Source organism: Glaciihabitans sp. dw_435, from assembly GCF_018449675.1.
Classification (GTDB): Bacteria; Actinomycetota; Actinomycetes; order Actinomycetales; family Microbacteriaceae; genus Glaciihabitans.
On sequence record NZ_JAAVUZ010000007.1, the window covers coordinates 41,972 to 55,012 of the forward strand.

At 65.7% G+C, this 13,041-nt stretch carries 14 protein-coding genes and 1 tRNA gene; 11 read left to right on the top strand and 4 right to left on the bottom strand.

Features of this window, described 5'->3' with window-relative positions; genetic code table 11:
• The first annotated feature begins 6 nt into the window (after positions 1 to 6).
• On the top strand, positions 7 to 1,029 hold the full coding sequence (locus HB677_RS10845) for a hypothetical protein (protein WP_213815728.1): 1,023 nt from the start codon (positions 7 to 9) through the stop codon (positions 1,027 to 1,029).
• On the opposite strand, the gene HB677_RS10850 is transcribed toward HB677_RS10845, so the two are convergent.
• Both HB677_RS10850 and HB677_RS10855 read right to left on the bottom strand, forming a co-directional pair.
• Positions 935 to 1,435, bottom strand: coding sequence for a hypothetical protein (locus HB677_RS10850; protein ID WP_213815729.1), 501 nt, complete (start codon positions 1,433 to 1,435; stop codon positions 935 to 937). The two genes, HB677_RS10845 and HB677_RS10850, sit on opposite strands and share 95 nt — an antisense overlap.
• Before the next feature lie 43 nt (positions 1,436 to 1,478).
• On the bottom strand, positions 1,479 to 2,114 hold the full coding sequence (locus tag HB677_RS10855; protein ID WP_213815730.1) for an MBL fold metallo-hydrolase: 636 nt from the start codon (positions 2,112 to 2,114) through the stop codon (positions 1,479 to 1,481).
• A gap of 58 nt (positions 2,115 to 2,172) precedes the next feature.
• Between HB677_RS10855 and HB677_RS10860 the strand changes: the two genes are divergently transcribed.
• The 3 genes from HB677_RS10860 (at position 2,173) to HB677_RS10870 (ending at position 5,644) form a co-directional block, all read left to right on the top strand.
• Positions 2,173 to 2,454 carry a metal-sensitive transcriptional regulator gene (locus HB677_RS10860; RefSeq protein ID WP_213815731.1) on the top strand — a complete coding sequence of 94 codons (282 nt, stop codon included), beginning with the start codon at positions 2,173 to 2,175 and terminating at the stop codon, positions 2,452 to 2,454.
• A gap of 2 nt (positions 2,455 to 2,456) precedes the next feature.
• A complete protein-coding gene (locus HB677_RS10865; protein WP_213815732.1) occupies positions 2,457 to 4,613 on the top strand; it encodes a copper-translocating P-type ATPase in 2,157 nt (718 codons plus the stop codon).
• 92 nt (positions 4,614 to 4,705) lie between these two features.
• Positions 4,706 to 5,644: a diacylglycerol kinase family protein gene (locus tag HB677_RS10870; RefSeq protein WP_213815733.1), complete on the top strand. Its 939-nt coding sequence runs from the start codon at positions 4,706 to 4,708 to the stop codon at positions 5,642 to 5,644.
• Here the strand turns inward: HB677_RS10870 and HB677_RS10875 are convergent.
• Complete coding sequence (locus HB677_RS10875) at positions 5,628 to 6,014, bottom strand: DUF1304 domain-containing protein (protein ID WP_213815734.1); 387 nt, start codon at positions 6,012 to 6,014, stop codon at positions 5,628 to 5,630. The two genes, HB677_RS10870 and HB677_RS10875, sit on opposite strands and share 17 nt — an antisense overlap.
• A gap of 106 nt (positions 6,015 to 6,120) precedes the next feature.
• Between HB677_RS10875 and HB677_RS10880 the strand changes: the two genes are divergently transcribed.
• Positions 6,121 to 6,693, top strand: a complete 573-nt coding sequence (locus HB677_RS10880) for a TetR/AcrR family transcriptional regulator (RefSeq protein ID WP_213815735.1) — start codon at positions 6,121 to 6,123, stop codon at positions 6,691 to 6,693.
• 119 nt (positions 6,694 to 6,812) lie between these two features.
• Positions 6,813 to 6,885 (top strand) — tRNA-Glu (locus HB677_RS10885).
• 84 nt (positions 6,886 to 6,969) lie between these two features.
• Here the strand turns inward: HB677_RS10885 and HB677_RS10890 are convergent.
• Entirely contained in the window at positions 6,970 to 7,584 is a 615-nt protein-coding gene (locus HB677_RS10890) for a TetR-like C-terminal domain-containing protein (protein ID WP_255546540.1), read from the bottom strand.
• A gap of 92 nt (positions 7,585 to 7,676) precedes the next feature.
• Between HB677_RS10890 and HB677_RS10895 the strand changes: the two genes are divergently transcribed.
• The 5 genes from HB677_RS10895 (at position 7,677) to HB677_RS10915 (ending at position 13,020) form a co-directional block, all read left to right on the top strand.
• A complete protein-coding gene (locus tag HB677_RS10895; protein WP_213815737.1) occupies positions 7,677 to 8,864 on the top strand; it encodes an FAD-dependent monooxygenase in 1,188 nt (395 codons plus the stop codon).
• An 89-nt stretch (positions 8,865 to 8,953) separates the two neighbouring features.
• Positions 8,954 to 9,835, top strand: coding sequence for a ketopantoate reductase family protein (locus HB677_RS10900; protein WP_213815738.1), 882 nt, complete (start codon positions 8,954 to 8,956; stop codon positions 9,833 to 9,835).
• Positions 9,832 to 10,473 (top strand): TetR/AcrR family transcriptional regulator, encoded by a 642-nt coding sequence (locus HB677_RS10905; RefSeq protein WP_213815739.1) that lies wholly within the window; start codon positions 9,832 to 9,834, stop codon positions 10,471 to 10,473. Before HB677_RS10900 ends, HB677_RS10905 begins: the two co-directional genes overlap by 4 nt.
• 72 nt (positions 10,474 to 10,545) lie before the next feature.
• Positions 10,546 to 10,992, top strand: a complete 447-nt coding sequence (locus HB677_RS10910) for a hypothetical protein (protein ID WP_213815740.1) — start codon at positions 10,546 to 10,548, stop codon at positions 10,990 to 10,992.
• Between the two features lie 807 nt (positions 10,993 to 11,799).
• The gene (locus tag HB677_RS10915) at positions 11,800 to 13,020 is read left to right on the top strand and encodes a CynX/NimT family MFS transporter (protein ID WP_213815741.1); all 1,221 of its coding nucleotides are present in this window, start codon (positions 11,800 to 11,802) and stop codon (positions 13,018 to 13,020) included.
• The last annotated feature ends 21 nt before the right edge of the window (positions 13,021 to 13,041 follow it).

The following is a 13,041-nucleotide window of genomic DNA, read 5'->3' on the forward strand; positions in this document are numbered from 1 at the left end:
AATGTCATGACACTCGTCCGGTGGCACCGTCCACTTCTCTGGCTCGCGGCGTTAATGACCGTGCTCGCCGTGTTCACATCCATTGCCGCCCTCGTGGACCATCGTCAGGTCACCGGCGTCGACCTGTGGCTCAAGCCGCTCAAGTTCGCGCTGTCGATCGGGATCTACGCGGTCACGCTGTCGTGGCTGATCGGGCAGCTGCAGCGGTTCCGACGAATCGCGTGGATCGCGGGAACCGTCAGCGTCGTCGGGCTGCTGTTGGAGATGGTCATCATCGTCGGTGTCGCCGCGGTGGGGGAGACCAGTCACTTCAACGTGTCGACCCCGCTGCACACCACGCTCTGGTCGATCATGGCGACCTCCATCGTTGTGGTGTGGATGATGACGTTCCTCGTGAGCATCGTGCTGTTCCGCAACCCGATGGGCGACCGCGCCCGCACGCTGGCAATTCGCGCCGGTGCGATCCTCGCGCTGGTGGGCATGGCGCTGGCGTTCCTGATGACCGGGCCGACGGCGCAGCAGCTCGACGATTTCCAGGGCATTGCGGGCGCGCATGCCGTCGGAGTGGAGGACGGCGGTCCGGGGCTGCCTCTGCTTGGCTGGAGCACCGTCGCCGGTGACCTGCGGATCCCGCACTTCGTGGGTATGCACGCACTGCAGGTGATTCCGATCATCGCGATAGTGCTCGCGCTGGTCGCCCGGCGGGTGCCAGCCCTTCGATCGGCGGTGACCCAGCGCCGCCTCGTGGCGATTGCGGCGGCCACCTACTCCGCGGTTCTGGTGGTGCTGACCTGGCAGGCGCTGCGCGGTCAGTCCATCGTGCGTCCGGACGGCCTCACCATCGGAGCGTCCATGGCAGTGTTTGCCGTGGCCATCGGTCTCGCGGTCGCGGCGGTGATGGCGCCGGGACGTCCGGGCGCGACGACGGCCACCGCTACTGGCGGGGAGCTTTCGCTGGCTCGATCGCCGCGATCAGCGCGTCGGGTCGAAGCGAACGCACGACGTAGATCCGCCCCGTCCGGGTCGTGATCCGCACCGCCGGGCCGGCGTTGAAGAGCAGGTAGCGTGCCGAGGGCGTGACCCGGTAGCCGATGCCCCCGGCGTGCGTGGGAGTCACTGTGGCTGGCTCGATTGCGGTGATTTCTTCAGTATGTATTCGGAAGACTCGCAACGGCACAACCAGACCGGTGATGTCGCGGTGCGTTACGCGGATGTCAATCGTGTTGGCCAGGCAGATGAGTGAGGCCAGACCTATCGCGACAATGAAGAACACCATGCAGGCCAGCACCCACAGCGCCGAACCGGTTCCCCACCGTTGGGCAACGGCATTGGCCATTACCGCAGAGACGGGCAGAAGGATCGCGACACAGAAGACTCCCACCGCTCGGAGCCACCGCGGTCCCGGCTGATGCTCGCGATATCGCAGTTCGGTCATGATCGTCGTGGGTACCTCGATTCAGGTAGAGCGTTCGCGCGGACTACAGTTCGATGCTCTCGCCCGCGACGAGCGGGAGGAACTGGCCGCCGGCGGCCTCGGTGGCGGACGCGATGCGGGCCCGGGCCATCGTGTTGCCGATGTCGGAGTTCACCATCTCGTGCAGGGCAAACGAGCGCCGCGGCTTTACCTCGGCGATGAAGTCCATGACCTCGCCGATCTTCAGCCACGGGGCGCTCGAGGGAACGCCGAGCACGTCCACCGGCACCGGAGGCACTGTGTAGGAGTCACCCGGGTGATAGATCGTGTCGTTGATGAGCACGCCGACGTTGTCGACGAGCGGGATCGATGAGTGGATCACCGCGTGGGTAGTGCCATAGAACGCGAGGTGGAAGGGCGAGGCATCCGCTTTGTCCCCTCCCGTCACGACCGTGACGTCGAAGCCCTCCGCCGCCGCGGCGAATCCGGCCGGTCCGAAGATCGGAACGCCCGGGTTGCGATCGAGAATGCGGGTCAGCTGGTCGGCGGTCCAGTGATCGGCGTGCTCGTGTGTGACGACGATCGCGACGACATTGTTGAGCGCGGGAAGCGACGTGCTGTACCCGCCGGGGTCGACCACGAGGTTCTTGCCGTCGAGTTCGACGACGAAGTTCGCGTGCTCGTATTTTGTGATTCGCATGGCTGTCAGCGTACGCCCGGCCCTCGCAATTAATACCCCCGGGGGGTACTATCGAGGCATGATCGCAGACATCAAGAAGCGTGCGTTGCACCGCACGAAGATCCTCGAGGGGCAGATGCGCGGCCTCGAGAAGATGATCGACAACGAGGACTACTGCATGGACATCATCACGCAGTCCCTCGCCATCCAGAAGTCGCTGCGCAGCCTCAACAAGCTGCTCGTCGAGAACCACTTGCGCACCCACGTCACCGACATGTTCGCGGCCGGCGGCGATCAGCAGCAGATGGCGATCGACGAGCTGCTCAAGGTCTACGAACTCAACAACAACAGGGGAGAGTGACCATGAGCCACGATCACACCACGGCCGTTCCTTCTGCTCGGGATGCCTCGGGCGGTGCCGAGGGCGGCGGCGCGGGTCATCCGGTGTCCGACCCTCACGCGGGTCACGACCCTCACGCGGGTCACGACGCGCACGCGGATCATGACGCGCATGTGGGTCATGACGCGCACGCGGGTCACGGCGGCGACCATTCGCACCACGATCCCGGGATGTTCCGTCGCAAGTTCTGGCTGAGCCTCGTGCTCACCATCCCGACCATGGTCTTCAGTACCGGCCTGCAGGACATCCTCGGCCTCGACGGGCCGCGCTTCCCCGGCAGCCAGTACATCCCCGCGCTCTTCGGGCTGGTGCTGTTCGTGTACGGCGGCACCGTCTTCGTCAAGGGCGGGCTGCAGGAAATCAAGGGCCGCCAGCCGGGCATGATGACGCTCATCTCGCTCGCGATCGTGGTGGCCTTCGGCTACAGCGCCGCGGTGACTCTCGGGTTCCCCGGCATGGACTTCTGGTGGGAACTCGCCACCCTGATCACGATCATGCTGCTCGGCCATTGGGTGGAGATGTCGGCCATCATGGGCGCGCAGAACGCCCTCGGTGAGCTCGCGAAACTCATTCCCGACCAGGCGGACCTCATGCACGGCGACCACGTCATGGCCGTGCCCGTCGCGCAGCTCGCCGTCGGCGACAGCGTGCTCGTACGACCGGGAGCCGCCGTCCCCGTCGATGGCGAGGTGACCGACGGCCAGTCCGAGGTCAACGAGTCGCTGCTCACGGGCGAATCAACTCTGGTGGGCAAGACGCCCGGTTCCACGGTCATCGCGGGAAGTATCAACGGATCCGGATCCCTCACCGTGCGCGTCACCAAGACCGGTGATGACACCGCGCTCGCCGGAGTCATGAAGCTCGTTGCCGATGCGCAGGCGAGCAAGTCCGGCGCGCAGGTGCTGGCAGACCGGGCGGCCGCGCTGCTGTTCTACGTGGCGCTGGCCGCCGCGGTGATCACCCTGATCGCGTGGTTGTTTATTTCACCGGATGACCCGGCGTTCGTGATCGAGCGGGTGGTGACGGTTCTCATCATCGCGTGCCCCCACGCCCTCGGCCTCGCAATCCCGCTGGTCGCACAACTCTCGACCGCCATCGGGGCGAAGCGCGGAGTTCTCGTGCGCAGTCGGGCAGCCCTCGAGGACGCCCGCAACCTGCAGGTCGTGCTTTTCGACAAGACCGGAACGCTCACCGAGGGACGCCAGGGCGTCGTCGATGTGCTGCCCGCGACCGCCGACGTGACCGCCGACCGGGTACTCGCGCTCGCCGCATCGGTCGAGGCACAGTCCGAGCATCCGATCGCCCGCGCCATCGTCTCGCAGGCGTCGGGCCGGTCCCTCGCGGTTCCGCTGTCGGGTGCCTTCGGTTCGCTCGCGGGACGGGGCGCCTCGGCGACGGTGGAGGGGCAGGTTCTCACCGTTGCGAGCTCCCGCGTCGTGACCGAACGCGGGCTCGAGGTGGATTCCACTCTCGCCAGCGCTGCGGCGGACGCGTCATCCGAGGGAAAGACCGTCGTGTACCTGATGAGCGAGACCGACGTGCTCGGTGCGATCACGCTGGCCGATGTGATTCGGGCCGAGTCGGCAGAGGCCGTCGCGCAGCTGCGCGCCCGGGGCATCCGCGTCGCAATGCTCACCGGCGATTCGCACGGTGTCGCCGCCTGGGTTGGATCCCAGCTCGGCATCACCGAGATCTTCGCCGAGGTGTTGCCGGGCGAGAAGGCCGACGTCGTGAAGCGTCTGCAACAGGGTGGCACCCGCGTGGCAATGGTCGGCGATGGCGTGAACGATGCGCCGGCGCTGACCCAGGCCGATGTCGGCATCGCGATCGGAGCGGGAACGGATGTCGCGATCGAATCTGCCGGAATCGTGCTGGCGTCCAGTGACCCGCGCGGTGTCTCCGACACAATCACGCTGAGCCGTGCAACCTATCGCAAGATGGTGCAGAACCTGTGGTGGGCCGCTGGCTACAACATTCTGGGCATCCCGCTGGCCGCGGGGGTGCTCTTTGGTTGGGGCATCCTGTTGTCGCCCGCCGTGGGCGCCGTGCTGATGTCCGCCTCGACGATCGTGGTGGCGGCGAACGCGCAGTTGCTGCGCCGCCTCGACCTGGCGAAATAGCGGGCAGAGGGGCCGCCAAAGGCAGGCGGCTCGCCACGCGCCAGTGGCCGCTCCATCGCGGCCCGGTGCTCGTCACCCGCCATAATCGGGGGATGACGACACCGGTGCCGCGCAGACTCATTGTTGCCATCAATCCCTCCGCATCATTTGGGTCGAAAACCGCGGTCGGTCCGCGCGTCATCACGGGGCTGCGCGCGGGAGGTCACGACGTCACAGTGCTGGAAAAGAGCGATTTCGCCGCACTGCTCGAGGCCACGCAGCTTGCGCTGGCGAGTTCGCCTGACGCCCTCGTCGTGGTCGGCGGGGACGGCATGGTGAGCCTCGCGGTGAACGTACTCGCGGGCACCGACATTCCGTTCGGCACTATCCCCAGCGGAACCGGCAACGACATGGCCCGCGGACTCGGCCTGCCCATCAGCGATCCCGACGAGGCGCTCGCCGTTCTGTTGCGGCTGCTCCAACAGCAGCCCCGCACCATCGACGCGGTCCGTGTGCGCTGGGGAATCGGCGAGACGAAGTGGTTCGCGAGCGTGCTCTCTGCGGGATTCGACGCGATGGTCAACGAGCGGGCGAACGCGCTGCGGTATCCGCGAGGCAAGAGCCGGTACATCCTGGCCCTGCTCATCGAACTTGTGCGAATAAAGCCGATCGAGTACCGGATGACCCTCGATGGCGTGCAGCTCGACACGGCCGCGCTGCTGGTGTCTGCCGGCAACAACGTGTCCATCGGGGGAGGGATGAGGGTCACCCCGAATGCCCTGCTCGATGATGGGCTGCTGGACGTGATGGTGGTGAAGCCGCTGAGCCGGCTCAGTTTTCTGCGGATCTTTCCGCGGGTGTTCGCCGGCACTCACCTCTCTCACCCGCGGGTGAGCGTGCACCGGGCGAGTTCGGTGCGGATCGAGGCATCCGGTGTCGTCGCGTATGCGGATGGCGAGCGGGTGGGGGAGCTGCCCGTGCAGCTGGACGTCGTGCCCGGCGCGCTGCGGGTGTTCGCGCCGGTGACGCCGGAGGCTACGCCGCGATCGTGAAGACCAGAGCGAGTGCCGCCGGGACGAACTGGAGCGCCGCCGACCGCAGGTAGCTGCGTCCGGTCGAGGCGAGTACCGCGCCGGCGATCGCCATGCACGCCGTGCCGAAGATCACGAGCGTCTTGCCCACGATGAAGGCGTCGCCGGTCTGGGCGAGGAGCACGATGCCGACGACGACTCCGATCGCCAGGGCGAGGTTGTAGAAGCCCTGGTTGTAGGCCATTGGGCGAATCGTGTTCGCGTCTTCCTGCGAGGCGATATTGAAGCGGCCGAAGATTGCCGGACGGGTCCACAGAACGCTCTCGAGGAAGAACACCGCGATGTGGAACAGGGCGGCGAGGCTGGCGAAGACGATGGCGGCGATAAGCATGAGAACTCCTGGTCAGTCATTTCGAACCGATCGGTCCTGATTGCTATACTGGACCGATTGGTTCGCAAAGTCAATGTGACTGCGCGACTGCTGCGAGGGGAGCGTCATGGCGCGCACGAAGGAATTCAGCGACGCTTCGGTCGTGACCGCCGCGCGCGATGTCTTCTGGTCGAGGGGGTTCGCCGCCACCTCCCTCGCGCAGCTCCAGGCCGCCACCGGACTCAGCAAGTCGAGCATGTACGAGACCTACGGCAGCAAGCGGGGACTGTTCGATCGCGCGGCACAGAGCTACCTCGACGGCATCATTGGTCCCCTGCTCGGTCCGCTCGAGGCGCCTGGCGCCGGCCGTGATGAGCTGCTCGCCTACTTCGCGTCGCTCGGCAGGCTCTTTAGCACCGCGCCCCGCGCGATCGCGTCCCGCGGATGCCTCATGCTCAACACCGCGATGGAACTCGACGATCTCGACGAAGCAGCTGCCGACATGGTGCGGGCGTATCGAACGCGTGTGCGGACGGCGTTTCTGAACTCCGTGGCATCCATTCAGGCAGTGGATGACCCGGGGCTGAAGGCCGACCTGCTGACCGCGAGCCAGATCGGCATGATGATCACGTCCCGCCTCGATCCGATGATGGCTGCCGACCTCGCCGCGACGGTGGCCGCGGATATCCGCACCTGGTAATCGGCAGCAGGCGGGCGGTCTCGGCGGGTGGGCGCCCCGGTATCCCGCGGCGCGCCGAAACGGCGAGACGTTTTGGCAGGAGCCCCCGATATGTGGCATACTCGTCAAGTTGTCGCAACGGCCCCATCGTATAGCGGCCTAGTACGCTGCCCTCTCACGGCGGTAACACCGGTTCGAATCCGGTTGGGGTCACAACGAAGAAAGCCCGGCATTGTGCCGGGCTTTCTTGCATTCTGCCTTGGTCGCAACGGCCCCGCGTCGTGGCATCGCCAGGCGTCAGGTGCCTTGGTTGTCTACGAACTCGACGCTACGGTGGGCCCGCACAGCGACCACGTTATTGATGATCCTGTCCACACTCGGACCGTTTGTATCAGCCGAGTCGATACCGATCCCCGAGAGAAGCGCCCACATGAATACCGGCGCGAGCACGAGTTCAAACAGGTCGACCGAGGTAAGTTCGGTTGCCCCGTCGGCGTCAAGCATCGCCTGAAGCTGTTCGAGACGGGGCCCGCTGAACTGCTGCGCGGCATCGATGCCACCAGCCTCAGCGGCGGCCACCATCGCGCGAAAAAACCCGAGGCTGCCGGGTCGCGAGAGATCGCTGATGAGGTGTTCGAGATAGGCCGTGAGGTCGGCTGAGAGGTCCCCGCTCGCCGGGATGACGAATGCCACTGCGACATCGCTGGCTGCAACATCGAGCACGAGCGCTTCGGGGGTTCTCCACCGTCGGTAGATCGTGGCGTGGTGTACGCCGGCCCGCGTCGCAACAGCGGCAATTGTCACTGCAGCGGCTCCGCCTTCAGCTACAAGTTCTCGTACTGCGGCATGCACAGACTCGCGTGTCTTTGCGGTGCGCCCTCCGGGGCGAAGCTCACCTGTTTCTGGCGCCATGAGTCAATGCTAACGCGAAATTACTTGCATAACCTTGTCGATCGACATACTCTAATGCGAGAAAGGTCGCATTTGTATCGAATGGAGAAACTGTGGCACACGCCCTCATCGTCGGAGCAGGAATTGCAGGAGACGCACTCGCGGTGCTCCTTGACCGGCAGGGCTGGCGGGTAACCGTTGCCGAGATCGCGCCAGGCCTTCGCAAGGGTGGGCAGACCGTCGATCTCCGCGCCGGCTCTCGCGAGGTATTGGCGCGGATGGGAGTTCTTGACACCGTTCTGGCGAGTCTCGTGGCACAGCGTGGGCTGGCGTGGATCGACGAAACGGGTAAGCATCTGGCTGCCATGCCGGTCGAAGCCTTCGACGGTCAGGGTTTCGTGTCGAAAGAGGAGGTCCTGCGCACTGACCTGGCCCGCATCCTCCACAATGTCGGAAGCGCCGGGATCCGCTATCGATTCAATGAGACCGTGGAGTCACTGGACGACCGACCGGATGGCGTGAGTGTGCGATTCCGGTCTGGCGATGTTGATCACTTTGACGTGGTCGTGGGAGCTGATGGTGTCCACTCGCGGGTGCGAGGTATCCGATGGGGCGAGGAAGAACAGTTCCGGAACTCCCTTGGCATCGCGCACGCCTGGTACACGCTCGATGAGCGCGCTGACACGCCGCCGCTCGACGGGTGGTTCCTCATGCACAATGCACCCGGCGGGCTGATGGTCGAGGCCCGACCCGGCCACGCGGGAACGCAGGAAGTTGGCCTTTCGTTCCGTACGACGGAACCGCTCCCGCCACGCGGCGACCGGGCCGCGCAACTCGACCTGTTGGAACGAACATTCCGCGACGTGGGTTGGCGGGCCGCTGAGATCGTCTCGCGCGCCCCTAATGCCGCAGACTTCGCTCTGGACACCTACGACCAGATAGCAGTTCCAAAGTGGCACGACGGACGCGTCGTACTCCTCGGAGACAGCGCCTGGTGCGCAAGCCCGCTCTCAGGGCTGGGAACGGCGCTCGCGCTGCTCGGCGCGGAAGTGCTTGCCCAAGAACTCGCCGACGGGACGGAGCCCATCGGGGACGCATTCGCTCGCTACGAGGACCGGATGCGTCGTCCTGCCCAGGAGGCGCGGAAGCTCCTGCCCGGTCGGGTCGGGATGTTCGTGCCCATGACGCAACTCGGTATCCGGGTCTGGGCAGTCATCTGGAAAGCGGCGCAATGGCGAGTGGCCGCGCCGATCCTGAAGTGGGCGATGGCGGGTCGCGGGCGCGACAGTCCCGACGTGTGAGTGAGGAATATTATCCGGAACCGAATATTCCGTTACACTGCCAAGAAGCGGAATAGATTGTTCCGCAACAGAGTGCAGGGAGTCGCCCCATGAAAATCCTCGTCTATGGAGCCGGTGTCCTCGGGAGCATCCACGCCGTCCGCCTGTACGAAGCCGGAGTCGACGTCACCGTCGTGGCTCGGGCCTCTCGACTTGCCTCGATCCGAGAGAACGGGGTGCTGATTGCCGAGGGAGATCACGGTGCCACACGGTCGGTGGCGGTTCCCGTGACGGACAACCCCAGCGGTCATTGGGACCTCATCCTGGTGTTCGTCCGCACCCATCAGGTGGACGCGGTGCTTCACTCTTTGGCGGGGCAGCGCGGCGACGTGCTCCTTCTCGTGAACTGGGCCGCTGGCCCCGCACCGCTGGGAAACGTGGTCGGACACAACCGCGTACTTCTCGGTTTCCCCACGCAGGGCGGAGTGATGGACGGCGACGTTGTCCGCTACCGGCCGGAGACTCGGCTAACGCGCCTGGCGATGCCGATCGGTGAGCCGGACGGGCGCACCACGCAACGCCTCGAACGGATCGTCGAGATGTTCCGCAGTGCCAATTTCGCCGTCGCCATCGAGCCGAGAATGGATGCCTGGCTCCGCACCCACGCCGCATTCGAGGTGCCGCTCGGACTCGCCGTCCATGCAGCCGGCGGTCCGGAGGCGCTGGCGCAAGATCGGCCCAGGCTCCGCTCGATGGTGCACGAGCTCAAGCGGAGCCTGGCGGCTATGCCCAACGCGACGGTTCCGAGACCGTTCGGAATCCTCAGCGTCCTTCCCGCAGCAATCCTCGTCCCTGTCTTCAGGCTCTTTCTGCGGAGCTCTGCCGCCGGGCCTCTTCGAACGGATTCGGCCGCCGTTTCAGAAGAGCTCGAGTGCTTGGCCGAACAACTGCGGAGCTCAGTGCTCGCCCACTCCGCGAGACTGGAACGATGAGCGACGACGAGAGGCCCAGCCGCGCACGACGATCAGACGCGATTCTCAACAATCAGCGACTCGTGCAGGCTGCCCGCGAAGTCTTCGCAGAGCAGGGGCTCACGGCGACACTGCAGGACATCGCCGCGCACGCCGGCGTCGGCGTGGGAACCATCTACAGAAACTTCGACAGCAAGCAGCAGATCATCGAGACGCTGTATGAGGAAGCCATCGAGGGAGCACTGGCCGGTGTCCACGAGGCCCTCGAGGTCGCTGACCCGTGGCAAGCGCTCGTTACTTTCTTCGAGGTGACCGCGTCGAATCAGGCTCGGGATCGCGGCCTGACGGCGATGTTCCTCGGCTCGGCAACCGGCACGCCTCTCGATCAGACCGCCGCCAGAATCCTTGACGGCGTATCACCGCTTTTTGATAGGGCGCGCGCCGCGGGCGTGGCGCGCGAAGGGATCGGCGCCACAGACATCCTGCCGATCTTCGCGATGCTCGATGCCGTGTACCGGCTGAGCGACGAGAGCCCCGACCTGTGGCGGCGCTACCTCGTTCTTCTTCTGGATGGGCTCCGTGCCAAGGACCGCCCGGAACTGCCCGTCGCCGCCTTGGATGATGCGACATTCCGCTCGTCGCTCGGCGGCGCCCACTAAGCGCGCGAATACCCCTCGGTCGGACGATGACCATTTCTATCTTTTGTCGGGCATCCACGGGATCATTGGCGTGTGCCCAAGAAACACAAGCCGACGCTCGCCGATTTTGTCCGCGAGCTCGAAGCCGCGCCGTCGTCGGGCAGAGTCGACGTGCCGAAGGAGCCGGCCATACGCCCCAGCGGGTTCAACGAGGACGGCGAGCTCTTCGACCACGATGGAATGCCTCTGATGCTGTGGCAGACCACGACTCCCCACGGAGCGGCGAATTTCATCGCTGATGGGGCATTACTGGCGTACGAGCTGTGTGGCTGTGGTGGATTCGCGGGCTGCCAGCCCGTCTGGGTAGCGCCGGACGTCGTCTCCAGGATCAAGCCCGGAAGTAAGCCGAACTTGGTAGACCGCCCGAACACTCCCGAGGGGTGGATCGACGTGTGGGGAAACACTAACGGGACTGTCGTCTTCCTCCACGGCGGAATCGAATGGGGTTGGCTGCGGAACGGTGGAAGAATCCCGGAGTGAGGTCGCGACGCAACAGATCCCGTGTCGGACGGCTGGGTCCGTGGACTTGAGGGCTGCGCGTTCTAGGCTCCGAAGATGCCACTCCTCCCCGCCCGTAACATCCCGCCGGAGACAAAACACCTACTGAGGCGCCAGGGGAGCGGATGGCACGTGGGCGAGCATCTTCGTCTGGACGGTGCGTCCTTTGCCCGCGTGATGAATCCGGTCGACTGGGATACCGGCCACCCCCGGTCATGGGCGTCAATCGTGGGTACCGCTATGAACGCCACTACGTCGTGGAACGACGTCGCTTCGTTGTCAGCCGCGGAGGCCCCGCAAGAAGGCGGAATTTTCCAGCCAACCGCGCGCGCTTTGGCACGGGTTCTTGCTGCTCACACGACGACACCCGATGACTGTTACTTCATGATCTGGGAGGGGTACGGGGCCAGCCGCCCCGGGTTCCCGCACGCCCAGAGCATTGAGACTCCTTATCGGCGTCGGATGCAGATTCTGCATGGCAGCGTCACGGATGGTGCTGATCCAGTCACGGGATCAGGCGGAGATAGTGGTCCGCCCTGGTAGATCCCACGGGACGGCGCGTGGGTCGTGGGAAACGATCTTTATGGCAGGAGCGTCTACGTGGCTGCACGCGAGGAGGCTATTCAGGACATCCTTGCGGCGGATGACCTGGAGGCCTACCGGGCCACCGCCGACATGTGGCTCATCGGGGAAGAGTTTTCGGACGACTGACCCGAGCTCGGGACATCCGCTCTCCGATGTCAATGTCGATCGTGAGAGTCGCTCATGGGCGAGACCTAGACTCGGGGGATGCCCGATGGTCGTCGCCTCCCGATCTGGGCCGGACGCACCGCGGCGCTGCTGGGGATCGTGCTCGTTGCGTTCACCCTGCGCCAGGCAGTGGCGGCGATATCACCGATCCTGGGCGACATTCGCGTAGACATACCGATCTCGGGCACCGGTGTCGGGCTGCTCGGCACCATGCCGCCCATTCTGTTTGCGGCTTCCGGGGTCATGGCGCCGCGTGTCGCCCGCGCCATCGGTCTCGACGGAGGCATCGTGCTCGCGCTGGTGCTCATGACGGTCGGGCACCTCGTTCGCGCGTTCGCGCCGGGATTCGTGGTTCTTCTTGTGGGCAGCGCTCTCGCGTTCGCCGGGACGGGCATCGGAAACGTACTGTTGCCATCCATCGTCCGGCGGTACTTCCCGGACCGGGTCGCCCTCCTCACCGCGGTGTACGGCTGCATCGTCGGCGTGAGCACGGCCGTGCCCGCGGCTCTCGCGGCCCCGTTAGCTGCGCAGGCTGGCTGGCGCTTTTCGCTGGGCATCTGGTCGGTGACGTCGGTCGTCGCGCTGGTGCCGTGGCTCGTCATCATCGTGCGAGAGCGGCGCGCACGAATTGTGGACGACGGCAGCGTGGAGTCCCCGACTGACGCGCTCGTCACCCGGCTGTGGCGGTCGCGCGCGGCCCTGTCGATCACGCTGCTTTTCTCCACCAGCACGATCTGCACCTACGCGGTCTTCGCCTGGCTGCCCGAGATCCTCGGTGATGTCGCCGGTTCGACCCCAACTGAGGCCGGCGTGCTCCTCGCGGTGACCGGCATCATCAGCGTGCCGGGCGCGCTCGTGGTGCCCTTGCTCGCGGCCCGGCTGCGCAACGTCGGATGGCTGATCGTCGCGGGGATCGCGAGCTTCGTGCTCGGTTTCCTCGGGCTGTTGGTCGCCCCCGAATCGCTCACCCTGGTATGGGTCGTGCTCATCGGATTGGGGTCGATCCTGTTCCCGGTCAGCCTCGTGCTCATCAACTCCCGCACCCGCACCCACGGTGGCACGGTCGCCCTCAGCGGCTTCGCCCAGGGGGTGGCCTACGCCCTTGGCGCCCTCGGCCCGCTGCTCGTCGGACTGCTACACGACCTGAGCGGCGCGTGGAGCCTGCCGCTGGTGTTCCTGCTCGCCGTCGCGCTGGTGGCGACGATCCCCGCGATCACGTTGGCACAACCCGCCTTTGTTGAGGACGAACTCACTCGTTAGGGTCGACCGCGTGTCCGATGG

Bases quoted from the DNA above. Each gene is read 5' to 3' on its own strand.
- HB677_RS10870 (WP_213815733.1), top strand. From the start codon at position 4,706: ATGACGACACCGGTGCCGCGCAGACTCATTGTTGCCATCAATCCCTCC.
- HB677_RS10860 (WP_213815731.1), top strand. From the start codon at position 2,173: ATGATCGCAGACATCAAGAAGCGTGCGTTGCACCGCACGAAGATCCTC.
- HB677_RS10890 (WP_255546540.1), bottom strand. From the start codon at position 7,584: ATGGCGCCAGAAACAGGTGAGCTTCGCCCCGGAGGGCGCACCGCAAAG.
- HB677_RS10875 (WP_213815734.1), bottom strand. From the start codon at position 6,014: ATGCTTATCGCCGCCATCGTCTTCGCCAGCCTCGCCGCCCTGTTCCAC.
- HB677_RS10850 (WP_213815729.1), bottom strand. From the start codon at position 1,435: ATGACCGAACTGCGATATCGCGAGCATCAGCCGGGACCGCGGTGGCTC.
- HB677_RS10880 (WP_213815735.1), top strand. From the start codon at position 6,121: ATGGCGCGCACGAAGGAATTCAGCGACGCTTCGGTCGTGACCGCCGCG.
- HB677_RS10915 (WP_213815741.1), top strand. From the start codon at position 11,800: ATGCCCGATGGTCGTCGCCTCCCGATCTGGGCCGGACGCACCGCGGCG.
- HB677_RS10865 (WP_213815732.1), top strand. From the start codon at position 2,457: ATGAGCCACGATCACACCACGGCCGTTCCTTCTGCTCGGGATGCCTCG.
- HB677_RS10855 (WP_213815730.1), bottom strand. From the start codon at position 2,114: ATGCGAATCACAAAATACGAGCACGCGAACTTCGTCGTCGAACTCGAC.
- HB677_RS10845 (WP_213815728.1), top strand. From the start codon at position 7: ATGACACTCGTCCGGTGGCACCGTCCACTTCTCTGGCTCGCGGCGTTA.
- HB677_RS10905 (WP_213815739.1), top strand. From the start codon at position 9,832: ATGAGCGACGACGAGAGGCCCAGCCGCGCACGACGATCAGACGCGATT.
- HB677_RS10900 (WP_213815738.1), top strand. From the start codon at position 8,954: ATGAAAATCCTCGTCTATGGAGCCGGTGTCCTCGGGAGCATCCACGCC.